The organism is Algoriphagus namhaensis, assembly GCF_042649705.1.
Lineage (GTDB): Bacteria > Bacteroidota > Bacteroidia > Cytophagales > Cyclobacteriaceae > Algoriphagus > Algoriphagus namhaensis.
The window spans coordinates 241712-264434 of sequence record NZ_JBHRZS010000007.1; the positions used below are offsets into that span (position 1 = coordinate 241712).

At 41.5% G+C, this 22723-nt stretch carries 17 protein-coding genes; 9 read left to right on the forward strand and 8 right to left on the reverse strand.

The features are described 5' to 3' along the window. Window positions 1-40: 40 nt before the first annotated feature. Complete coding sequence (locus ACFOSV_RS09355; RefSeq protein WP_377905738.1) at window positions 41-4636, reverse strand: translocation/assembly module TamB domain-containing protein; 4596 nt, start codon at window positions 4634-4636, stop codon at window positions 41-43. Here ACFOSV_RS09355 and tsaD point away from each other — a divergent pair. The 5 genes from tsaD (at window position 4636) to ACFOSV_RS09380 (ending at window position 7947) form a co-directional block, all read left to right on the forward strand. After that, complete coding sequence (tsaD, locus tag ACFOSV_RS09360; RefSeq protein ID WP_377905740.1) at window positions 4636-5649, forward strand: tRNA (adenosine(37)-N6)-threonylcarbamoyltransferase complex transferase subunit TsaD; 1014 nt, start codon at window positions 4636-4638, stop codon at window positions 5647-5649. The two genes, ACFOSV_RS09355 and tsaD, sit on opposite strands and share 1 nt — an antisense overlap. Window positions 5650-5653: 4 nt before the next feature. After that, on the forward strand, window positions 5654-6121 hold the full coding sequence (smpB, locus tag ACFOSV_RS09365; protein ID WP_377905742.1) for an SsrA-binding protein: 468 nt from the start codon (window positions 5654-5656) through the stop codon (window positions 6119-6121). Beyond that, on the forward strand, window positions 6084-6881 hold the full coding sequence (locus ACFOSV_RS09370; protein WP_377905744.1) for a hypothetical protein: 798 nt from the start codon (window positions 6084-6086) through the stop codon (window positions 6879-6881). The genes smpB and ACFOSV_RS09370 overlap by 38 nt, the downstream gene beginning before the upstream one ends. 1 nt (window position 6882) lies before the next feature. Beyond that, on the forward strand, window positions 6883-7392 hold the full coding sequence (locus tag ACFOSV_RS09375) for an HNH endonuclease (RefSeq protein ID WP_377905745.1): 510 nt from the start codon (window positions 6883-6885) through the stop codon (window positions 7390-7392). 120 nt (window positions 7393-7512) lie between these two features. Next, window positions 7513-7947, forward strand: coding sequence for a hypothetical protein (locus ACFOSV_RS09380; protein WP_377905746.1), 435 nt, complete (start codon window positions 7513-7515; stop codon window positions 7945-7947). 52 nt (window positions 7948-7999) lie between these two features. Here the strand turns inward: ACFOSV_RS09380 and ACFOSV_RS09385 are convergent, their stop codons facing one another. Both ACFOSV_RS09385 and ACFOSV_RS09390 read right to left on the reverse strand, forming a co-directional pair. Then, window positions 8000-8602, reverse strand: coding sequence for a ribonuclease HII (locus ACFOSV_RS09385; protein ID WP_377905747.1), 603 nt, complete (start codon window positions 8600-8602; stop codon window positions 8000-8002). Further along, window positions 8574-11249 carry an MGH1-like glycoside hydrolase domain-containing protein gene (locus ACFOSV_RS09390; protein ID WP_377905748.1) on the reverse strand — a complete coding sequence of 892 codons (2676 nt, stop codon included), beginning with the start codon at window positions 11247-11249 and terminating at the stop codon, window positions 8574-8576. The genes ACFOSV_RS09385 and ACFOSV_RS09390 overlap by 29 nt, the downstream gene beginning before the upstream one ends. A gap of 170 nt (window positions 11250-11419) precedes the next feature. Between ACFOSV_RS09390 and ACFOSV_RS09395 the strand changes: the two genes are divergently transcribed. The 3 genes from ACFOSV_RS09395 to ACFOSV_RS09405 all read left to right on the forward strand — a co-directional run bounded on the left by ACFOSV_RS09395 (window position 11420) and on the right by ACFOSV_RS09405 (window position 16864). Next, window positions 11420-12379: a glycosyltransferase family A protein gene (locus tag ACFOSV_RS09395; protein WP_377905749.1), complete on the forward strand. Its 960-nt coding sequence runs from the start codon at window positions 11420-11422 to the stop codon at window positions 12377-12379. A 574-nt stretch (window positions 12380-12953) separates the two neighbouring features. Continuing rightward, on the forward strand, window positions 12954-15440 hold the full coding sequence (locus ACFOSV_RS09400) for a S9 family peptidase (RefSeq protein ID WP_377905750.1): 2487 nt from the start codon (window positions 12954-12956) through the stop codon (window positions 15438-15440). A 170-nt stretch (window positions 15441-15610) separates the two neighbouring features. Then, window positions 15611-16864: a glycosyltransferase gene (locus tag ACFOSV_RS09405; RefSeq protein ID WP_377905751.1), complete on the forward strand. Its 1254-nt coding sequence runs from the start codon at window positions 15611-15613 to the stop codon at window positions 16862-16864. A gap of 7 nt (window positions 16865-16871) precedes the next feature. Here ACFOSV_RS09405 and ACFOSV_RS09410 read toward each other — a convergent pair whose 3' ends face one another. The 3 genes from ACFOSV_RS09410 to ACFOSV_RS09420 all read right to left on the reverse strand — a co-directional run bounded on the left by ACFOSV_RS09410 (window position 16872) and on the right by ACFOSV_RS09420 (window position 20426). After that, window positions 16872-17633: a class I SAM-dependent methyltransferase gene (locus ACFOSV_RS09410; RefSeq protein ID WP_377905752.1), complete on the reverse strand. Its 762-nt coding sequence runs from the start codon at window positions 17631-17633 to the stop codon at window positions 16872-16874. Window positions 17634-17710: 77 nt separating this feature from the next. Beyond that, a complete protein-coding gene (locus tag ACFOSV_RS09415; RefSeq protein WP_377905753.1) occupies window positions 17711-19054 on the reverse strand; it encodes a sensor histidine kinase in 1344 nt (447 codons plus the stop codon). Continuing rightward, window positions 19044-20426 (reverse strand): sigma-54-dependent transcriptional regulator, encoded by a 1383-nt coding sequence (locus tag ACFOSV_RS09420; RefSeq protein WP_377905754.1) that lies wholly within the window; start codon window positions 20424-20426, stop codon window positions 19044-19046. The genes ACFOSV_RS09415 and ACFOSV_RS09420 overlap by 11 nt, the downstream gene beginning before the upstream one ends. Before the next feature lie 187 nt (window positions 20427-20613). On the opposite strand from ACFOSV_RS09420, the gene ACFOSV_RS09425 reads away from it, so the two are divergent. Beyond that, window positions 20614-21039: an FKBP-type peptidyl-prolyl cis-trans isomerase gene (locus tag ACFOSV_RS09425; RefSeq protein WP_377905755.1), complete on the forward strand. Its 426-nt coding sequence runs from the start codon at window positions 20614-20616 to the stop codon at window positions 21037-21039. A gap of 55 nt (window positions 21040-21094) precedes the next feature. On the opposite strand, the gene ACFOSV_RS09430 is transcribed toward ACFOSV_RS09425, so the two are convergent. Both ACFOSV_RS09430 and ACFOSV_RS09435 read right to left on the reverse strand, forming a co-directional pair. Next, entirely contained in the window at window positions 21095-21925 is an 831-nt protein-coding gene (locus ACFOSV_RS09430) for a hypothetical protein (protein ID WP_377905756.1), read from the reverse strand. After that, the gene (locus tag ACFOSV_RS09435; RefSeq protein WP_377905757.1) at window positions 21922-22698 is read right to left on the reverse strand and encodes a UDP-2,3-diacylglucosamine diphosphatase; all 777 of its coding nucleotides are present in this window, start codon (window positions 22696-22698) and stop codon (window positions 21922-21924) included. The genes ACFOSV_RS09430 and ACFOSV_RS09435 overlap by 4 nt, the downstream gene beginning before the upstream one ends. Between the last annotated feature and the right edge of the window lie 25 nt (window positions 22699-22723).

A 22723-nucleotide genomic window follows, 5' to 3' on the forward strand; every position in this document is an offset into this window, starting at 1 on the left:
GTTTTATTTTGATAAGTCACAGAGTGATCACTTTGTTTACTTAATTATCACTTTCTGGTGGGATGTTTTTTCTCACATTTTGAAGAGAGTCGTAGCGCTCATCAAGGCGGTCGAGATTGATCGGTTTCCATTCTTGCCCATCCTCATATCGAAGGTAGTCATCATTATCATTGAGGCGTAGTTTGTCTTTTTTCTTCTGTGTGATTTTCTTAAAAAGTTCAGAGAAAGAATTGAAAGAGACGTTTTGCGAAAAAGCGACTCCATAAGTAGCCACATTTTGAGAAAGCGAAAGTGAGGTGAAGGTATTGAAGTTGTTTTTGTTGAAAATTCGGATTCGATAGACTCCATCCTCAGTCAGGGTGTATTCAGCTTGCCAGTCTCCGATGATAGAGGCTGCGTCCGCATTACCATTATTGTCGGTAAATCCTCCATCTCGGGATACTCGGAGTCTTCCATCTAAGAAAGTATAGGCTACGCTCAATTGGAAGGTTTCAAGAGTGTTTTGATCTAGGGCATTTACATCAAAATCTACTTCAAGATTTTTGTCCACCTGTCCCAAAAAGTTATTCAATTGGGCAGATAAAAGTTGACCAAGGCTGGAGGAAATGTTGGTTACTCCACTAAATTGCCCCTCGGGTGAGAAGGATTTGGTCAAAATCACTGAAAACACCTGTCGGTTCATTTCTTGCTCATCATTGGCAATTCTATTTTGGAAGGCGGCAATGGTCGTCTGAAAATCTCCACTGCTTGGAAATTCAGAAAAATCGAAACCAAACTCAATGTCAGGAGAGAGCAATTCACCATTCAGGTCCATAACCACTTTTACGGGGTAGCGTCGCGTATTTTGGGAGCTTTGATCATCAATAGTAGTGGCAGCAAGAATAGGTTGAAGAGATACATTTTCGACGTATTCTGCGGTGATGTCCATTAGGCCTTCGTAGGGATCTCCAAACCACGTAATCCGACCTCCAGGTTGGATATTAAACTGCTTGTTTACCACATTGTAAAGCGAGAAGTTGTAAAGTCCCTGCGTAATTTCATAGGTTCCAGATAGTCCAAAGTTCCCTTGTGTGTCGATATTTAAAGTCAACACTCCTCGACCTCGGCCTTGAATTCCTTCATTGGTTTTTGGGTCGATGATGATCTCCGTAAGCGCATCCGGGGTTATATCAAGCACGAAATTCATCCGAACATTCTGAATATCCAGACGATCTTCCACCTCCAGGATTTCTTGGATACGAACGGTGTCTCGGATATTAATGATTCGAATAAAATCTTCCTGCACCTGAGTGGTACTACTCGACAATGGGATAAAGATCTTTGTATTTGGCTGACTTCTGGCGCGTGCATTTATGTCCAGATTATTTGTGCTTCCGATTACCTCTAGCGTGCCGGTGACATAGGCCTCACCATAAAAACTTTCATTGTCAGACTCTTGTGTGTTGAGGACCTGAAAATTGGTCAGATCAGAGCCGATATTCAGGTTAAAGTCACTGAAATTTTTATGATTAATACCTCCTTGGAAGTTTGCTCTATTTCCGTTGATGTCTAGGAAAATCAATTCTCGGAAACTGATTTGCCCCTCAGTCAAGACAATCCCCCCGTCGATTTGGTAGGTGGTTTGGAGGAAGTTGATCTTCATTTTTCCTTGGGAAATATCGGTGCTTCCTAATACCACTGGAGCATCTAAAGTCCCTGAAAATTCTAAGTTGCCTGTTGTGCTTCCACTAAGGTTGGAGACATATTTTGAAAGAAAAGGCTCCAGTGTGACAAGGTTTGTGCCGTCTAATTTCACTTGAATTGCCAAATCCTTATTCTCAAGACCGACAGACCCTTTCAAATCGAAGGTTTTTTTATTTGATCTTACATTCTCCAAGCTTACAAGCATACGATCTCCTTCGACTTGAGCACTACCTACGATGTCTCCTATCGGAAAAGCATTGATTTCGAGATTTTCGACGCCCAGAGAACCCTCTATTTCCGGATTGGTATATCCATTTTGTAAAGTGATTAAACCATCAGCAATCCCATCAAAGTTTTGAAGAGTAAGTGTGTTAAGAATTGAAATATCAACCTTATTGATGGCCAAATTAAGTTGGTCTTCAGGGTTTTCACTGATTTTCCCTTCGAGTGCCAAAAACTGCTCCCCATTCACAATTTTCAGGTTTTCGATCTGTACTCCTTCCTGTCGAATTTTGATCTCATTTTTAGGATCAAACTCCCAGTTTTTGTTCAAAACTTGAAGGACGGAAGGAGCGAAATTGAAAGTTGTGCTTTCGGAGGAAAATTTAGCTATAGCATTGATCCGAGCTGAACTTTGGGTGGAATCCTGGTCAAGGGAAAAATCCAGATTCATTTGATTTTGATCCCAAATAGCCTCAAAACCCAAATTGGTAAAATCTAATTCATCGCTTAAAGATTGGGACTTGGAGTACACATAGAAAGAGGCCAAAATATCTTCGCTGTTGATGATTTTGGAGGTGTTGAAATCGACATTGATTTCCTTAGCCTTATAATTATCGTAAGTCAATTCGTCAATACTTGTGAAAAAGTTAAATACAGTATTCTCAGGAGTCTGGTAAAAAGCTCCTTCTAGAATTGTGTTTGGTGAAAGCGATAGTTTGGGTTCAAAGAGCTGAATGATAGGGTTGACATCGATAAGTCTTACATTCAAATCAGCACTGTAATTTTCAGAGAAATTCTCTTCAAGGTTTGCTATGGGCTGCTCTTCATTGAGGATAATCGATAAATATTGGTCGAAAAGAATAGGTAGATCCCGACTCATTTGTTCTAGATTAAACTGGCCCGAGGCACCTGCTACCAGGTAATCTGAGTTGATGGATATTGTCCGCGTTCCTCCTGCAAAAAGTGATTGGAAATTGAAATCTCCTATATCCAGAAATCTGCCTTCATAGCCGGCTTGAATATTCTTAAAACGTCCGATTCCCTGGATATCATCCAGCCTAGTTCCTTTGGTATCCAATTCAATATTTCCACTGAGGAAAGCTTCCTTTTCGGATAAATTAATTTGATGTAAGACGGCGGAGTCCACGGATACATTCATGCGGATGGAATCAACTGATGGGTTTAAGTTGACCGATCCATTGGCCGCCATTCTTAAATTAGGATCATTGATTGAAATACTTCCTTTGAAAAGATTTAAGCCATATTCTGCGTCTGTTTGGATGTTGGTGAAGTTGTAGCGATTCAACCCAAGCTGGGAAATATTTGCATCCATATCAATGACAATATTTTCAGCAGTATTTCCCTTCAGGTTGACTCTTCCCTCGAGGCTGATGAGCTGTAATAATTCAGGGTTTTCAGCGATTACCCCAAGATTGAGTCTTTCTACGGACACATTTGTGACCAAAGTGGGAAGATCACCCGTTTCATCAAATCGAACCCTACCTGAGACATTTCCGATGGATGTTTTGAACTCTCCATTGGTGTCAAATCTTCTCAAATAGCCTGCGAAATCCGCATCTAATCTAATTTCACGAAACTTTGCTACTTGTCTTCTGACCGAGTCCGGTAAATATGGCCCCAAATCGCTGGCCAGTACTCTTGAATTCTGGAGAGACAGTCTTATGTAGGTTTCTTCAATATCGGGTAAACCATCCAATTGGAAGGAACCGAAGACTTCTGTTTTTTGCCCTAGTCGAAGCAGAAATTCCTCAGAAGTAAGATCGGAGACCGTACCAGTGACTTCTCCGGTGATAATGATTTGATCTTCTATATTCGGAAGGCTTGGTGCGAAAAGTATCAGGTCACTGAGATCCAAGACGGTTTCTTCCATATTGATCGTAAGGACTACATCTTCGATGAAATTTGAAAAGGAACCTACCGAATCGTAATCAAAGCGAAGATAGTTTTGGATTCGGCTGTTCTCTGACTTGAGATCTAGCTCATCGAAGATCATCTGCCTTTGGGAAAAGGTGAAATTCGTTCTAAACTCTCGGATATTTAGATCGGAATTGATTTCTATGCCGGTGAGCAGTCCGATATTGAGTTTGATCGTTCCATCTTCAAAAGAAAAATCACTTGCATTTGCTGTGATTCCTTCAAATTGGAGGCGATTATAATCTAAACCCTTTTCGATTGGAGGCTGGTTAAGGTTAAGGAGAGCGAATTGCATTTGTCTCAATTCGATCTCTCCAATGCCAAAGGCCGGGCCGCTACCTGAAGAGGAGCTACTTCCAAAGAGTTCGGCAAGCTCTGTAGTCCAACGATTAATGTTCACTAGCGAATCACCTTGATGGGTGATCAATTGTACTTTCCCCGTTTCTATTCGAATTTGGTCAATCAGAATATCTCCGGGAGGAAGAATGGATAGAATATCAAAATCAGCAGTGAGATTTTCAGCGGAAATCATGATACTGTCCCGATGATCTCTGATCGATACATTCTCCAGCTTTAGGACATCCCACCAAGAGAGGGTGATATGGCCGATTTCTGTTTTGAATTCCCCTTTTTGATTCAGATAAGCGGTGGCCTTGTCCACCATAAAATTCTGTACGACCGTAATCTGAAGAGATAGGGCGAAAAGAATGAAAAAGAGAATCAGTGAAAAGACGACACGGAGTAATACTCGAAGGGCTTTATATAAAAAATCCGTAACTTTCGAGTTCTTTTCCAATGGGTACCAAAGATATTTCTATTCTAGCGATTGAGTCTTCTTGCGACGAGACTTCTGCCTCCATAATCGTGAATGGCAAAGTACTTAATAATATTGTCGCCACACAATCAGTCCACGAAAAATATGGCGGAGTTGTTCCGGAATTGGCCTCACGGGCGCATCAAGAAAATCTAATCCCTGTGGTTCAGGAGGCGGTTTTTTCATCGGGCATAGCGAAGGAAGATTTGTCTGCTGTTGCATTTACTCGAGGGCCAGGGTTGATGGGGTCATTGCTGGTAGGGGTGAGCTTCGCAAAAGCCTTTGCTTACGGTCTAGGAATCCCAATCATTGAGGTGAATCACATGCATGCGCATGTCTTGGCTCACTTTATCGATGAACCAAAACCCGAATTCCCTTTCATTTGCTTAACTGTGAGCGGTGGACATACTCAGTTGGTTTTGGTGAAGAGTCATTTGGAGATGGAAGTCATTGGTGAAACTCGTGATGATGCCGTAGGGGAGGCTTTTGACAAGACTGCCAAACTATTGGGTTTGCCTTATCCCGGTGGGCCACTTATCGATAAATATGCAAAGGCAGGCAATCCACGAGCATTTGAATTTCCAATCACTCGAATGCCTGAGCTTGATTATTCTTTTAGCGGGATTAAAACTGCCGTGCTTTATTTTCTTCGCGATCAATTGGCTACAAACCCCAATTTCATCACAGAAAATCTAAATGATCTTTGCGCCAGCATTCAATACAGCCTGATCAAAATGCTGACCATCAAGCTGGAAAAAGCGGTGAAAGATTACGGAGTGAAAAATGTAGCAATCGCAGGGGGAGTTTCGGCAAATTCAGGCTTGCGTCAGACTTTGGATGAGCTTGCTCGTAAAAAAGGATGGGAACTATTTGTGCCCAAATTTGAGTATTGTACCGACAATGCCGGGATGATTGCCATCGCTGCCCATTACAAGTATCTGGCAGGAGATTTTACCACTATGGATGTGGCTCCGCTAGCCAAAATGAAGATCTAGTCGTATGTCTAAGCCAAAGAAGTTTGACAAAATTGTCAATATCAAAAATAAGAAAGCGAGTTATCAATTCGAGTTCATCGATACGTACATCGCTGGAATGGTCCTCAAGGGGACTGAGATTAAGTCTATCCGTGAAGGTAAGGTATCATTGACGGAGGCATTTTGTGTTTTTATTCGTGGGGAGCTTTTTGTACGTCAAATGCACATTGCCCCGTACAGCATGGCGGCCTCTTACAATCATGAGGCGATCCGAGATCGTAAGCTTTTGTTGAATAAAAAAGAACTTGAAAAATTGCAAACTAAGTCCGCTGAAAAGGGGCTTACTATGATTCCGGTTCGTATATTTATCAATGATCGAGGTCTGGCTAAAATGGAGATAGCTCTCGGTCGAGGTAAAAAATTACACGATAAAAGAGAAGATCTGAAGGAAAAAGATGCCAAAAGAGAAATTCAAAGAATGGCCTTTAATTGACGCATACGGCATTTGTAGACTTTCTATTTTACCGGTTTATTCGGCGCCCACATTCGAGTCAGCACTCACCAGTCAATTGCTTTTTGGGGAATGCTATCTAGTCACTGCACTAACTCCTGATCGGAATTGGTTCAAAATTTTCCAAGAAGACACAGGAATCAAAGGCTGGATCACCAGCGACGCTTTAAAAGAAATTACCGCACAGGATTATTCCAGATTTAGTAGTGCTGACTATCAGGTGGTGAATAGCCCAATCGCGGCCATTGAATACCTAGGGACGAATTTATATCTCTTGCCAGGTAGTAGACTTCATTTTTCGGAGATCGAATTATTCAACTGGAAGGATCATGTGGGCTTCACTGGTTCTGTTCGAAGTCATATTGTGAAGGCATCACGAGAGGAATTGATCGATATTGCTTTGAAATTTCTCAATACTCCTTTCCAACATGGCGGTAGAAGTATTTTTGGAATGGATCATCAATGGTTTTTTCCTTTGGTGTTTTCTGTGGGAGGTTATTCCTTTGACCACTCCAAGATTCCGGGAAAAATTATCGAGGGGGATGAGGCTTTACCAGGCGATTTTCATTTGGTGAAAGACTCAAATGGAGAAAGGCTGGGCTTAGCCTTATATTTAGGAGCTGATGAGGTCCTTTGGATAAATAATAAAGTCATGGTATCCGATTGCTACGAATGGGAACGCCTAGTGACGAACAATTACGCCGAGGATGCGGTTTGGGAAACAAAGTCTTTTTTAGAATAGGATGAAGAAACGCGTTTTAGTGCTCAATTTGGATTATTCGCCGGTTGCGATAGTATCGGCACAAAAAGCGATCGTACTTTGCCTAATGGATAAGGCAAACTGCCTTTCTACGTATGAACTTCTGCAAATTCGAACTGTCAGCAGAAGCTTCGATTATCCTGCAGTAATCCGGCTCAATGCCTATAAAAACATTCCCTACAAGGGAGTGATTTTGAATCGGAATAATCTCTTTCGCAGAGATCAAGGGGTCTGCCAATATTGCGAAAGCACGAAGCAACTTACCATTGACCATGTAATTCCTAGATCCAAAGGAGGAAAAAGCAACTGGACTAATCTGGTGACAGCCTGCCATCGATGCAATGTCAAAAAAGGAGATAAGCTTCCTGAAGAAGCCGGAATGCGATTAAAGCGAGAGCCGTTCAAGCCTTCACTTTCTTATTTTTTGGCAAATTATGCACAGAGTAGTGCCGAAGAATGGCTGCCGTATCTATCCGAGAAAGTGGTTAGCTAAAGGGTTAACTATCGTATGGCTTGATTCAATATCCTTTAAATCAGGGGTTTAGTTCGAAATCTCTTCAGTCTTTTGTTTTTTGGCAAAGAAATTGCCCTATGGGCATCTATGAAGATATCTATGCTAACTACACTGCTTTTGTGGCTCACGATGAGTACGAGCCAGATCCAATACAGCGATCTCGTGGGAGAATGGCAATTGGTTTATTTTGATGGAATTGAGAAGGTGAAAGCCTCGCCTCAATACCGGAGTAGTGGCCCCGAATTTAGAAGTGGAGTAGAGGCCAAAATTAATTTTCGACTTGAAAACACGGTCTATAAGTTCAAGACAGGTGATATTTTAGAATACACTGATTTTGAAAAATTTCAAATCGTGTTAAAGCAAGCAAAAATTGAGTTGGCTGATGGGAATATCATCACTATCCATGAAAAGGATGAAATCAAGAAAGCACAGATCGTAGAATTGGACGGAAAGCGACTCGTAATCCAACCCATAGGCGAGGAGGCAAGTGGAGGCAAGCTCGTATTTGAGCGAATCCAGCAAAAGAAAGAATAAATATACCCTTTGAATAAAATGATGAGCGACGGAATTTCCGTCGCTTTTTTATTTATAAATCTAAAGTCATTTGCTTACTGAGCAGACGAAACGACTTTCGATGCCAGATACAAGCTCCATGAGCTAAAATTCCCTCGCGATGTGCACGGGTTGGGTAACCTGCATTACTTTCCCAAGCATAGTATGGAAACTCCTCAGACAGCTGTTCCATAAATTTATCCCGGGCGACTTTGGCTAGAATAGATGCCGCGGCAATACTGGCGTATTTTCCGTCTCCTTTGACCACACAGGTAAATGGGGTTTTTAAGTCTGATTTCCAACGATTACCGTCGATGAGCAGATGCTCAGGTTCAGTTTTAAGTTGTAAAACAGCACGCTTCATTGCCAAAAATGAGGCATTGAGAATATTTATCTCGTCAATTTCAGCAACGGAGGCTTCGGCTATTGCCCAAGAAAGTGCGGCGCTTTTTATTTCATCGACTAGGTGTTCTCGATTCGACTTTGAAAGCTTTTTAGAATCATTGATCCATTCGTTGGTGTAATTCTCTGGTAGGATCACAGCTGCGGCCATCAAAGGTCCGGCAAGGCATCCCCTGCCCACTTCATCACACCCAGCTTCTAGTCGATTAGCTTCTAAATAAGGTAGCAGCGCCATGATGAATTCGCTCGTTTGATGGACGATAGTATTTGTAAATCATCTCCGCCACCAATCCCGTCCATCCGGTTTGATGAGAAGCTCCTAGGCCTGCTCCTGAATCTCCGTTGAAGTACTCATAAAACAAGATGTAATCCTTGAAATGTGGGTCTTCCTGCATCTTCTTATTGGTTCCATAGGCAGGTCGATGTCCCTTTTTATCTTTCATAAAGATCTTCATACAGCGCAGGGATAATTCTTTCGCAATCATATCCATAGTCATGTAATTTCCTGATCCTGTGGGGTGCTCAATGGAGAAGTCACCACCGTAGTAAAAATCAAAACGCTTGAGAGATTCGATAATCAGGTAATTAATTGGGAACCAAATGGGGCCACGCCAATTACTATTCCCGCCAAACATTCGTGTGTTTGATTCCCCTGGGGTATATTTCACCGAAAGAATCTCTCCATTGATATTTACAGAATAGGGGTTTTCTTGGTGATATTTCGATAAGGAGCGAATTCCAAAATCACTTAAAAACTCATCTGAGTCGAGCATTTTTTTCAAAACGCTCTTCATTCTGTGTCCCCTGAGTAGTGAAAAGAGTCGTCTTTTGTCCAATCCAGGTTGTACCCAGCTGGAAACTAAGGCCGCCAAGGCCGGCTTTTCACGCATGAAGAAGTCTAGTCGCTTTTTGAACTCAGGAAGCTCGTTGAATAACTCCTCCCGAATTGGCTCCACCGCAAAGAAAGGAATGATACCCACGATGGATCGAACTTTCATCTTTTTTGACTCATTGCTAGCCAAATGCAACACATCATAGAAGAACTGGTCTTCTTCATCCCAGAGGGATATACCTTCATTGGAAATGTTATTCATCGCACCTGCGATGTAAAGGAAGTGCTCGAGAAATTTGGTCGCTGAGAACTGATAAACCTTATTAAACTCGCATAGGTCTAGGGAAATCCGAAGCATGTTTAGTGAAAACATCGCCATCCAGGATGTCGCGTCTGCTTGTTCGAGTTTACCATGGAATTTTTGAACATGACTACGGTCAAAGACCGAAATATTATCTAAGCCTAGGAAGCCACCTTCAAAAATATTTTTCCCATCGCTGTCTTTTTGGTTTACCCACCAAGTGAAGTTGAGCATGAGTTTATGGAAGGCTCGCTCCAAAAACTCTCGGTCACCTTTACCACCGTTTCGTTTTTTGTCAATTTGATAGACACGCTCCACGGCGTAGGCATGGACAGGCGGGTTTACATCGGAGAAATTCCATTCGTATGCGGGAATCTGTCCATTTGGATGCATGTACCATTCATTAAGCAGCAAGAGGAGCTGATCCTTGGCAAACTCAGGGTCTAGCCTAGCGAGAGGAATGGTATGAAAGGCAAGATCCCATGCGGCGTACCAGGGGTACTCCCATTTATCTGGCATGGAGATGATGTCATAGTTTTGAAGATGTCGCCAATTGCCATTTCGTCCTTTTTTTCGTTCTGCTGGCGGTTTGTATCTCCCAGGATCGCCTTCAAGCCAGCGCTCCACATCGTAATAGTAAAATTGCTTTGACCAGAGCATCCCGGCAAAAGCCTGTCTTTGGATATTCCTCAAATCCGGATCTACCACACCTTCTTGAAGCTGGGCATAAAATTCATCCGAGTCTTTCTTTCTGCGGGTGAGGCATTGATCACAAATATCCAAGGGATTATCGCTCGCTTGGTGTTGCATCCGGAGTTTGACTTGATATTGTCCTCCGGCCGGAATGGTCACTTTGTAAATCGCAGCTGCCTTGGTGCCATAGTTTTCTGGATTGAGGTGATTCTCATTCCCGGTGATTACGTAATTATTGATTCCATCCTTAAAATAGGACTTCTCATTTGGAATCTTGTAGAGTCGTTCCCGATTGGTCTCGTTGTCACAGAATTTCAGTTCTGGCTTACCGTCAAATGTGATGGTGTAATTCCCCGACTTTGGATTAAAGGCCTTCATCGAGTTATCCGTCAGTTTATTGATTTTTGGCATGAAGGGCTCATGTCCAGTAAACCAAGTCTTTCTGAACCAAATAGTAGGCATGATCCAGATTTCAGCATCTTCTGGCCCACGATTGTGTATAGTCGCTACTGCAACGATGTCCTCAACGTCTTGCTTGGCATACTCAATGAAGATATCGAAGTACTTGTCTTCGTCAAAAACACCGGTATCCATGAGTTCATATTCAGGAGCGGATTTACCGATCTGACTGTTGATGTATTGCAGTTCGTGGTACGGAAATTCAGCTTGAGGATACTTGTAAAGCATCTTCATATAGCTATGAGTTGGAGAGGAATCAAGGTAATAATAGAGCTCTTTGACGTCTTCCCCGTGATTTCCTTGATTACCTGTTAGCCCAAATAATCGCTCTTTAATAAAGGGATCTTTTCCATTCCAAAAGGCCCAAGCCATGCAAAGCTTTTGCTTATAATCCGAAATTCCTGCAATTCCTTCCTCCCCCCAACGATATGCCTTGCTTCGTGCTTCATCATGAGTCACGTTTTCCCATGCAGATCCATCTGAGCTATAGTCCTCGCGCACGGTTCCCCATTGCCTCTCGGTGAGATAGGGTCCCCATTTTTTCCAGTGCTTTTTAAACTCCTTGTCTTCGCGTAATCTTTTTCTCTCTGCTGACATCTACAAATAGGCTAAGCAATAAGCGGCGAATTTATCAATTCCCGAATATAAAGCCCAAAGGAAGGGATTCTGTTTGAATAAATGTGGAGTTTTTTGGAGAAGAAAGCGAATGACATTTAGGATATGCAAAAAAGTGATACTTATATTCGAAATTCTAAAAATCGAGTCAAATGCTTATTTCTGTGATCCTAGAATGGGAGAATGCACTTATGTCTGAATTAGGTCGAACTGAATTAATGTTGTCGTCCCTTTACAGGCAATCGGTTAAAGTTTCTGATGATTTTGAGTTGATAATAGTATTTGACCCCAACAAGGTTAAAAAAGATTTCATCAAGAAATTTGTACTGAAGGAAATTCCAACAGAATCAAAATTCAATCAAGATTGTATTCACTTCATTGAACGACAAGGGCTTCATTATTTTAGTTTTAAAAACACAGGTGTTCAAGAAGCCCGAGGGCAAGCCGTCCTATTGGTGGATAGTGATGTGATTCCCGAGGAGGACTGGCTACCAAAACTTCTAGAGGCTCATTATCAACATTCCGATGGTTTGGTAAGTGGTTTGACCTATATAGATTTTTCAAACTTTATAGGGAAATGTTTCGCACTTTGTTGGTTTTTTCCACTTCCTTCTTCAAGTCAATCTCTGGTCCCAACAGATTTGATTTTCTCTAATAATTTTCTTGTCTCCCGAAACATATTGCTTCAAAATCCATATCCAGAAATGCAAGAGGGTGTGACAAGAGGAGCAGATACTCTTCTTTGGAAAAGGATGAGAGAGAAGCATATTCCATTTTATGTACATCATGGAGCTCGTGTCTCCCATCCTGCACCGAATGGAGTTTCCCATTTTTTTACAAGAGCTCTTGCCGAAGGCAGGGATGATTACTTGAAATTCTTCGAGAATGAATTTAAAAGATCCAATCCACGTATAAGTTTCATCAAAACGTATTTGCTCCGTTCTTGGAAATGTATCCAAAGAACGCTAAAAAATAGAAGAGTGGTGAATGTGAACTGGTGGCAAAGCCCCTTCGTGATTCTCACGATGCTTACCTATTATCTGACCTATTTTGTAGGTGGCGTATGTACTATGATTCTTCCTCAACATGCAAAAAAGGCCTGGCAAATATAAAACTAGGTTATTGTTTTATAATTAGAGGGATATTTTCATGGGTTATGAATTGGCCTAGGATCTTTAGAAACAGCTTTGTGTTATTCTTTTCTCTCTGCTTACATCTACAAATAGGCTAAGCGATAAGCAGCGAATGTATCAATTCCCGATTATAAAGCCCAAAGGAAGGGATTTTTGAATAAATGTGGAGTTTTTTGGAGAAGTGTAAAATAACCTTCTACTGAAATTGGATCTTCTTTCTACGGACATGGTAATCCTCTAGAAATGAAATCGACCATTTATCCTATCCGAAGAATTATAACAGTACCCGACCTCAGTAGAGGGAGCGCTCTTGACCAGCTAATGGGCTATTTAAACTATTAGTTTTTAAGTTTTTGCTATCAATCGGGGAAGTTTTGCTTACAAAATGATCTGAATGTTAGAGTTAGGTTAAAAATCATGTCGAGTACGTCCTTTATTCTTATTTGTGGGGTCTCATTTGATCCGAAATCCAATAAGATCTTCAGCCCACATTTATACAAGTGGTTGGTGTGCGAAGGAGGTTTGAATTAGTTTTGATCCAAACTAATTTGAAATGAAACAGATCAACACTTTAATTTTGATGATACTCCTGGTGGGCACAGGATACTCTCAGGAAATAAGCTATTCTGGGAACTATGAGCTTGCCTCTCGTTTCTCTCCAGACAAGATTCGGAAAATGGTTTTTTCAACCCGTGTAGACCCGCATTGGATGAAGAATTCCGACCGCTTTTGGTACGAATATGAAACGAGCGAAGGCAGAAACTGGTATGTAGTAGACCCTAGCAGAAAGACCAAAACTCCACTTTTTGATCGAGACAAATTGGCGGCTGAAATCACCAAAGTGGTGAAGGATCCTTATGATGGTCAACACTTGAAGTTGAACAATCTGAAGTTTCTGGAAGATGAGAATGCTATTCGATTTGAGGTAGAAAGCTCCACAGAAATGGTCATGAAGAAGGATTGGGCAGAGATCAAAGAAAAGAATAGCAATGCCAAGGACTCATTGGAAAAAAAGACCTTTTTCTTCAGATATACCATTGGTAACCAGCAGCTTGTAGAAATGCTAGACGCTGAAAAAGATCCAAAGCGTCTTTCTTGGGCTAATATTGCACCTGATTCATCGCGGGTACTTTTTGTGCGAAACCACAATCTGTATATGATGGATAAAGCTAATTTTCTTAAGGCCGTAAAAGATGAAAAGGATAGTACGATTGTGGAGATTCAACTCACCACCAACGGTGAAGAAAATTACTCCTACACCTACGATGGAAGAGGGGATGACAATGTGGAGGCAGAAAAATCAAAGGATGATCGCAAGCCCGTGCGGGTGCTATGGAATAAGGCTGGGAATGAGTTTGTAATGACCCGAACAGATCAACGCACAGTGAAAGATCTTTGGGTGATTCACAATACCCGTGATCCTAGACCCACTCTGGAAACTTACAAATACGCCATGCCTGGCGAAAAGGAGCAACCCAAAACTGATTTACTCCATTATTCCTTCGAAAGCAAGGAAATGCGACAGCTTCCTATTGCCACTTTTAAAGATCAGACAGTGGGTGTATGGTCCGAGGACTATCCGATCAGCAGTCGTGACGATGATTTTAGACCCTCTTTCTGGTTGGGTGACGAAGATGAAGTGTATTTCTCAATTACTTCAAGAGACCTGAAGCGAGTGGATGTATGTCGTTGGAATTTAGCCTCCAATACCAAAGAGGTGGTCATTGAGGAAAGAAGCAACACATATATCGATTTTATTGAGCCTAAACTTATCAAAAATGGTGAAGAGCTCATCTGGTGGTCAGAGAGAGACGGATGGGGACATTTTTACCTATATGGGAAAGATGGGACTCTGAAGAGACAACTGACTTCAGGGCCATTTCATACAGCTGGTGTTGAGCGAGTGGATGAGCGAAATGGTAGATTATTCTTTGCTGCCAACGGTCGCGAAAAAGGTGAGGATCCTTATTATGAGCATTTGTATAGCGTAAGCCTTTCAGGTGGAGCGATTTCCTTGCTGAATCCAGGAGATTTTAATCATCAAATGTCTGTAAACGATAATGCAAATTTCGTAGTCAATACTTACTCACGTGTGAATACAACACCAGTTTCAGTTCTTCTGGATCGTAACGGTAACAAAGTTATGGAACTGGAGACAGCGGATCTGAGCCAGCTTTTTGCTGCTGGATTTCAATTTCCAGAGCCTTTCAAGTTTAAGGCTGACGACGGAATCACGGATCTGTACGGAGTGATGTACAAGCCTTTTGACTTTGACTCCACTCGAAAATATCCACTGGTGCAGTACGTTTACCCAGGCCCACAAACGGAAGCGGTTGACAAGTCCTTTAGTGCTAATATGGACCGAACCGATCGTTTGGCGCAGTTTGGTTTTGTAGTGGTCACTTTAGGAAATAGGGGAGGACATCCTTCCCGCTCGAAGTGGTACCATAACTATGGATATGGGGATTTGAGAGATTATGGGCTTGCGGATAAAAAAGCTGCAGTAGATCAATTGGCAGATCGATTTGATTTTATAGATAGATCAAAAGTAGGTATCCATGGGCATTCAGGTGGAGGTTTTATGTCCACAGCAGCGATGCTAGTTTATCCTGACGTATTTAAGGTGGCGGTTTCCTCGGCAGGCAATCATGAAAACAATATTTACAACCGTTGGTGGTCAGAAAAACATCACGGCGTGAAAGAAGAGATCTCTGCAAAAGGAGACACCACTTTCGTGTACCAAATCGAGAAGAATCCGGACTTAGCCGCTAATCTTAAAGGACATTTGATGCTTTCTACGGGAGATGTGGATAATAACGTACATCCTGCAGGTACGATTAGAATGGCAGAAGCTTTGATCAAAGCCGGTAAGCGTTTTGAATTTGTGATACTACCAGGCCAGAGACATGGCTATGGTTCGATGCGAGAGTATTTCTTCTGGAAAATGGGAGACTATTTCACTCGACATTTATTGGGTGATAATACTCCACCTCCTGTGGATATGATCGAAATGCAACGAGATAAGCCCAAAGACAATTAAATAATTGAAGTCCGATTCAAACGAATCGGACTTTTTTTATGATCCAGGAGATGATTATTCGGTCAATTTTATATCGGATAAAGAGAGCTTTTCTTTTTGGCGAGTTGTCATTTGAAAGATAATTTGGGTTACTTTGACCTTGATCATTCCTGTTTTATTCTAGAAAATTCATGAAGGTAGTCATCGTTATTTCAGGCCTCAGAGGGGTATTTTATGCCAGTCTTGAGATTGCCAGAAGGCTATCTTTGAAAGGAACTGAGGTGGTTTTTGCCTCCGCTACAGATCTTGGTGATCGGCTTCAGCCATACCCTTATGATTTTCACAAACTTCCGGAAATGGGAATCCCGAAGTCCTTCGAGGTGGATTTTCATTTGTCTTTTTTACAAGCAATTGATGATCTGAACGGAGACACTTATTTGATTGATTTGGAATGCCCCATTTACGTTATGGCCTGCATTGCATTAGATCGAAAGGTTCTTATTCTAAATCATTTTTTACCAATTCCTACGCACTCGGATTTGCCTATTCCGAATAGAGCTATCATTCCTGGTGAAGGTTTTTCTGGCCTGGGCCTAATGGTTCGTTTGAGTTGGTTGAGTTCAAGGAGCAAACATTGGATTAAAGCTTGGGTTCAAAGATTGAAGCAAAATTCCACTGATCGGCGAAGCTTGTTAATAAAGCTTAGTAAAGCGATGGGATTACGGACTCGGAATTTCTTGTTTAGCCGAACCTTGCTTCCAGGGCCTTATTTGTACTTTTCAAAAATCCCGATGCTCCATATTACTTCATCTGAATTGGATTTTGAACATCAGCTAAGGCCAACTGAGTATTATGTAGGGCCCATGATTTTTAAGGATCGATTGGATCCAGTTGATTCTAAAACGGTAGGGCAGATTGAAAAGGTTATTAATGATGCCAAAAAGAGAAATCAAAAAATTATTTATTGTGCATTAAGTTCTTTGAAGGCAATAGAGCAGACATTTCTGTCAAAGCTTGTGGAAGTCTTCAGATATGAAGAGGAGATCCAAGTAATAGTAGGACTTGGTGATAAAAGTCAACCACCAGAAGGGAGCTTACCAGAAAACATACATTTTTTTTCATGGGTACCCATGCAGCAAATCCTACCCTTTGCGGACTGTGCATTGATTTCGGCAGGTTTTCATACCATTCATGAGTGTATTTCTTATGAGGTGCCTATGCTTGCTTTCAGTCTCGGAACCACCGACCAAAATGGCTTTTTAGCGAGAATCAAATCCAAAAAAATAGGCTTAGCCATTGCGATGAGTAATTCCCCTCAAGCCATCAATATGAAGATGCATGAGCTTCTGCAGAGTAAAGAGGTCAAAGAATCGCTACTACTGATGAGGGCAAACTTTCAGAAGTACGAGGAACAAGAAATTCTCGAGAAACTGCTGCTAGACTGAAGCAATGTTACTTTCCTCCTTGGATAATGAACTCATCTATCGAAAGCCCATAAGTGGGGTATTCATTGTAGAGATGATGCTTTTCCACATTAAATCCTACGCTTTCTAGACGATCAAAATAATCTTGACCATAAATCCTGACATGATCAAACTGTCCAAATCGCTGCTCTTTTTCTGAAGGGTTGGTCAAAGTAAAATCCTCATCTGTTTTCTCTGAATTCAAAGAAAGAGGAACCTGTAAAATGGCTTTGCCTCCTGGTTTTAACACCCGAAAGAGTTCTTGCATGGCAGCTCGATCATCCGGCACATGCTCTAAAAGATGATTACAAATAATCAGGTCAAAGTAATTTTCTCCAAATGGGATATCTAATACGTTCATGTTACGGACGTAGTCTGGATAGAAATATCCTTCAGTAAACAAATCACCACAAACGTACTCTTCAAAACCAGTTTTGAACAATACTTTTGAAAGTGCCTTTTCCGGGGCAAAATGAAGAATCTTTATTTCCTTATTTTGAAAAATCTGGAGTTTTTCTTTCAGAAAAACAAAGACAAGCCGATCTCGATCTGTGGATCGACAACTATGGCAGCCTGCATCTCTACGCTTTGAACCCACCACTTCTTTTTCTTCAAGAATCGGTAAGTCATGTCCCAAAGAATAGAGGCTTTTGGAGTCGTAGCCACACATAGGACAATGGTAGGTATTTCCGGAATAAACCCGAAGTTTGATTAGTTGCCTTAATTTTTGAGGGATGAGGGCTTTGACCATTATTTTCAAGAAAAAGAAAAGTATAGTCTCTAAGGTAAGAAGTTTCAGCTACGAACAATCTTCAAAAAACTAAATCCTCAACCGTTAAAAATCAATTTGAAGGTAGTTCCTTCACCCGGAATAGATTTGACTTGAATATTACCTTTATGACGTCTCATGATTTGCTTGGATAGGCTTAGTCCAATGCCAGATCCTTTCTTCTTTGTGGTGAAAAAAGGAATAAAAATTTTGCTCAATGCCTCTTCATCAATTCCCTTTCCACTGTCCTTTACTTCCAAAATAATCTTACCGGCTTCATCGATGAATGCACACAGCCTGATTTCTTTCTCATCACAATCTTCTAGTGCTTGAATGGCATTTTGGGTTAGATTGATAAGAACTTGCTCGATTTGAGTTTGGTCCCCAAAAAGAATGAGTTCGGAAGGGTTGAGTTCTTTTCTTAAGGTAATATTCTGTTTTTCAAGTTGATGATGAAGAAGTACCTCAAGTGAGTCAAAAAGCTTTGAGATGGAGATACTGGTGAATTTAGGCGCTGGGATGTGGGCTAAGCTTCTAAAATCTGACACGAAATTTGTGAGCCCTTCGCTTCTTTTTTCGATAGTATTGATTCCCATAAGATAGTCTTCCATATCCTGTGGGCTGATTCGCTCGATGTGTTCGAGTTTAGATTGAATATCCTCCCGTATGGTGCCAGCCAAAGAGGAAATTGGGGTGATTGAGTTCATGATTTCATGAGTCAAGATCTTTACCAGGTTTTGCCAAGCCTCCATTTCCTTCTCCTCCAGTTCGGATTGGATGTTTTGAAGGGATACCAATTTGAATTTCTCTCCCCGCATCAAAAGCTCAATGACATACACCGATAGCTGCATGATCCCATCAGGATGTGCAATTTTAATCAACTCACTTCCACCTGTGCGCAGATTGGAAATCGCCAAATTCAACTCCTTGTTGATGGATTCGATTTCTGAGATATTCTTCAGTTCCGTGACACTGAGAATTCGCTTTGCAGCAGTATTGATGAGTTGGATTTCTCCGCTTTCGCCAAATGTGATCAGTCCTATGCTCAAATGTTTGAATACCGATTTGAAGTATTGAGAGCTCGCTTCTTTTTCGGATTGATCTTCTTTCAGCTTCGCCAAAATGGCATTAAACTCAATATGGAGATCATCTGTCTCGGTTCCGTCAAATTTGACAGGATAAAGCTGGCTGTACTTATCCTCTTTTATGTTGTCTAAAAAGACTCGAACTTTTTTAAATGAGCTTTCGGAGTACCTCAGCAGAAATACGATTTGGATGATAACCAGCACGAGAAATAGGGAAATAATAAAGCCTCCCCATGAATCAAAGATGGTGTACGCCAATCCGAAAAGGGAAGCTGCCAAAAGGGCAATCCTCCCAAGCATGCCCACTTTATAGTCCATACTTTTCCAATCTTCTGTAAAGTGATGCCCGGGTCAATCCGAGCTCTTTGGCAGCCTTAGAGATATTACCTCCATTCTTGTCAATGGCCCGCTGTATGGTAGTACGTTCCATATCATCAAGGTTGAGTGTGGTGGAAGTTGGGGCCTTGTCCGAAGCTGGTTTAGCCGAAAGGAAAAAGAAATCTCTGGAATCTAATTTATCCCCTTCAGCCATAATGATGGCTCGCTCGATAGCGTGCTGAAGTTCACGAATATTTCCTGGCCAAGGGTATTTTTGAAGGAGATCCATAGCAGCATCGGTGAATCCCTCGAAGGTCTTGCGGTATTTTTGACCATACGTCTTGAGAAAATGATTGGCAAGCAGCGGGATGTCATCTGTTCTTTCTCGAAGAGGGGGAAGGAAAATTTCCACCGTATTGATTCTGTAGAGCAAATCCTGGCGGAAAGTATTGTCCATAACCATCTCATGCAGGTGCATATTGGTGGCACAAATTAATCGGATGTCCACTGGAATAGGCTTATTGGTACCGATTCGAGTCACCTCTCTTTTCTGAAGGACGGTAAGTAACTTCGACTGCAAGGGCAGCGATAGGTTCCCTATTTCATCTAGAAAGAGTGAGCCTTGATCTGCTACTTCAAAACGTCCAGCGCGATCTTCTTTTGCATCGGTAAAAGAGCCTCGTTTATGTCCAAAAAGCTCGCTTTCGAAGAGACTTTCTGTGATGGCTCCCATATCCACTCCCACGAAAATCTCGTCTTTTCGCATGGATCGATCATGAATGGCTCGGGCGATAAGCTCCTTTCCTGTACCATTTTCACCAAGAATCAAGATGTTGGCATCGGTCTGTGCCACCTTGTCGATGATAGAAAAAATATTCTTCATCGAGGCACTTTGTCCAATAATGTCCGAATATGGTTTTTTGAGATCAGATTGGAGTTGGCGCTGCTTTGTATTCAGTTTTTCTACCTCATTATAGCTTTCTTTTAGCCTAACTGCCGAAGATAGCGTGGCTATAAGCTTCTCGTTTTGCCAAGGTTTTAGAATAAAATCAGTGGCTCCCTCTTTCAAAGCTTGAACCGCCATTTCCACATCTCCAAAAGCGGTGATGAGAATTACTACAGCGGATGGATCAATAGCCTTGATTTCCTTTAGCCAGTGAAACCCTTCTTTTCCCGAAGTGGTGTCTTCTCGGAAATTCATATCTAGAAGAATTACGTCATATGAGTTGTTATTCACCAAAAAAGGAATCCTTCTTGGATCTTTTTCAATCATGACCTCTTTAGCGTGCTTTTTCAAAAGCATTTTTGCAGCAAAAAGTAGATCCTCGTTATCATCAATGATTAGGATTCTTCCCAGATTTTGACTTTCCATGGTTGTTGTTTTTAAGTACTAGTAAGCAAAACAATGCCAAGCCGAATATACGCCTTTGAGAGGGATTTTGGAGATGATTGTGTGCAAAATCGTACACTTTTATCACATGAACGCACACTTTTGGTTTAAACTTTTGGTCTCCATGAATAATCCATACCTTTGTTCTTCACAAAAAAACAATACAATTATGCAAGCGAAGAAAGGCGATGCCGTTCAGGTGCACTACACGGGAAAATTAGAAGATGGAAGCGTTTTTGATTCCTCTGTATCACGTGAGCCCCTAGGCTTTACCGTAGGCGATGGAAATATGATTAAGGGCTTTGATGCTGCTGTACATGGAATGGCTGTTGGAGATAAGAAAAGCGTAACTATACCTTCTGCGGAGGCTTATGGCGAGCGCAGAGATGACATGCTTATTGACGTGCCGATCGAGCAAGTACCAGCTGATATTAAGCCAGAAGTTGGACTTCAGTTGACCTTGCAGGGTGGAAATGGCCAGCCAATGCCGGTGACTGTAACGCATGTAGATGAGCAGAAAATTACTTTGGATGCCAATCATCAGTTGGCGGGGAAAGATCTAATATTCGATATTGAATTGGTGAAAATCAATTAAAGGAGAAGTAATCCTATAAAAGTGGAGGCGATTTGAATTTTCAGATCGCCTTTCTTTATCTTAAATTTCGAATCCAAAAAGGCAATGGATAAAGCGTGATTTTATTTTTTCCTATCAAGGTCATCCGAGTCTGGCCCATCTGCAAGTATTCAAATTCTTGATTGGGTAAAAGAGCCATTTTTAAGATTGCCTGAGTAGAAAGCGAAAAGGCCATTAAGTATTCTCCTTGAATCCAAAAAAGGTATTCCTTGTAGAAACACAGCTTCTGGTCAATTTTCAAACTAATTTTTTGAATAAGATTGCCTTGATTATCAAACATAAAAATCCCTTCAGAGGGAATGTTCATAAAAAGTCGATTTTTGAATTCTCGGATTTCGCTTACCCTAAGGTCATTATTGCTCAAAATCAGATTAAGAGGTTGACTTTGGATGATCAGACTCCGTAGATAATCAAGGGACTTGAGACTGAGATCTGATTCATCCCAAACCCAGACCAAATTATTGTTTCCCAGTGTGGCGGCTTTGGCCAAGGTTATTTCACTTTGCGAAAAGCCCTTCACTGCAAGTGGATTCAAAAACCTATCGAAAATTCGGTACTCCTGAAGATCTGCTGAGAATGAAAAAATATTTACTGTCCACGATGCCTCAAGTTGATCAAGCCTTCCCTGTCTCTCTGGGGAATATAAATTGATTTGCTTTCCTTCCGAATCAAAAAGGTAAATATCACCAGAGGTATTGGATACAAAGATTTGGTCTTTGGTATCCAAAGAAACCAAATCCAAGTATTCAACTGGGATTTCAGCGATTGGGTCCGGCAGGGATTGTTGACTTTTAGCCTCCCAAGCGAAAAGAATGATCAGAGCAAATGCCGAGAGACCACTTTTCATTTTTCGAATTTCAAGAGTTCACCTTTCACTCCATCAAAATACAAATAAGTGTACTGACTTACCCACTCTCCAAGATTGAAGTAGGTAGAAGCTTCACCTACAGGAAGCTCTAAAGGCAAATGCCTATGGCCGAAAATGTAATAGTCGTGGTGTGTTTTTATTTCGACTTCTTTGCAATATTGCCAAAGCCATTCATCCTCTCCCAGAAACTTTCCTTCGTCCTTTTCCAGATTGGCCACACGGCTATGACCGGACCAAGCTTTTGCGATTTTGATCCCAATGTCGGGATGCATCCAGCGAAAAAGCCACTTAGCCACGGGATTGGTAAATACTTTTTTCAGAAATTTGTATGAATGATCGCCAGGCCCAAGTCCATCTCCATGTCCAATAAGGAGATTTTTTCCCTCACAAAGAACTTCGATGGGCTCATGAAAAACTGGGATTCCAAGCTCTTGAGTGAAGTAGTCCTTCATCCAGAGATCGTGGTTTCCTGTGAAAAAGTAAATTGGAACACCTTGACTTTTTAGAGCCGTGATTTTTGAAAGAAAGGGTAAAAAACCCTTTGGGATGACCTGTCCATACTCAAACCAAAAATCAAAAATATCTCCTACCAAAAAAATGGCGGCTGCTGAATCTGAAATTTCATCGAGCCAGTGGATGATTTTGTTCTCTCTTAATTTGGAGGATTCAGGATCTGGAGCCCCCAAATGAAAATCCGATGCGAAATACAATCGCTTACCTTCTAGGGAAATCTCCAACGGGGTTTTACTCATGCCTAAAGATAGGTTAGCCACTGAA

Bases quoted from the DNA above. Each gene is read 5' to 3' on its own strand.
- ACFOSV_RS09375 (WP_377905745.1), top strand. From the start codon at position 6,883: ATGAAGAAACGCGTTTTAGTGCTCAATTTGGATTATTCGCCGGTTGCG.
- ACFOSV_RS09370 (WP_377905744.1), top strand. From the start codon at position 6,084: ATGCCAAAAGAGAAATTCAAAGAATGGCCTTTAATTGACGCATACGGC.
- ACFOSV_RS09390 (WP_377905748.1), bottom strand. From the start codon at position 11,249: ATGTCAGCAGAGAGAAAAAGATTACGCGAAGACAAGGAGTTTAAAAAG.
- ACFOSV_RS09435 (WP_377905757.1), bottom strand. From the start codon at position 22,698: ATGAGTAAAACCCCGTTGGAGATTTCCCTAGAAGGTAAGCGATTGTAT.
- ACFOSV_RS09420 (WP_377905754.1), bottom strand. From the start codon at position 20,426: ATGGAAAGTCAAAATCTGGGAAGAATCCTAATCATTGATGATAACGAG.
- ACFOSV_RS09415 (WP_377905753.1), bottom strand. From the start codon at position 19,054: ATGGACTATAAAGTGGGCATGCTTGGGAGGATTGCCCTTTTGGCAGCT.
- smpB (WP_377905742.1), top strand. From the start codon at position 5,654: ATGTCTAAGCCAAAGAAGTTTGACAAAATTGTCAATATCAAAAATAAG.
- ACFOSV_RS09430 (WP_377905756.1), bottom strand. From the start codon at position 21,925: ATGAAAAGTGGTCTCTCGGCATTTGCTCTGATCATTCTTTTCGCTTGG.
- ACFOSV_RS09380 (WP_377905746.1), top strand. From the start codon at position 7,513: ATGCTAACTACACTGCTTTTGTGGCTCACGATGAGTACGAGCCAGATC.
- ACFOSV_RS09425 (WP_377905755.1), top strand. From the start codon at position 20,614: ATGCAAGCGAAGAAAGGCGATGCCGTTCAGGTGCACTACACGGGAAAA.
- ACFOSV_RS09405 (WP_377905751.1), top strand. From the start codon at position 15,611: ATGAAGGTAGTCATCGTTATTTCAGGCCTCAGAGGGGTATTTTATGCC.
- ACFOSV_RS09395 (WP_377905749.1), top strand. From the start codon at position 11,420: ATGCTTATTTCTGTGATCCTAGAATGGGAGAATGCACTTATGTCTGAA.
- ACFOSV_RS09400 (WP_377905750.1), top strand. From the start codon at position 12,954: ATGAAACAGATCAACACTTTAATTTTGATGATACTCCTGGTGGGCACA.
- ACFOSV_RS09410 (WP_377905752.1), bottom strand. From the start codon at position 17,633: ATGGTCAAAGCCCTCATCCCTCAAAAATTAAGGCAACTAATCAAACTT.
- tsaD (WP_377905740.1), top strand. From the start codon at position 4,636: ATGGGTACCAAAGATATTTCTATTCTAGCGATTGAGTCTTCTTGCGAC.
- ACFOSV_RS09385 (WP_377905747.1), bottom strand. From the start codon at position 8,602: ATGGCGCTGCTACCTTATTTAGAAGCTAATCGACTAGAAGCTGGGTGT.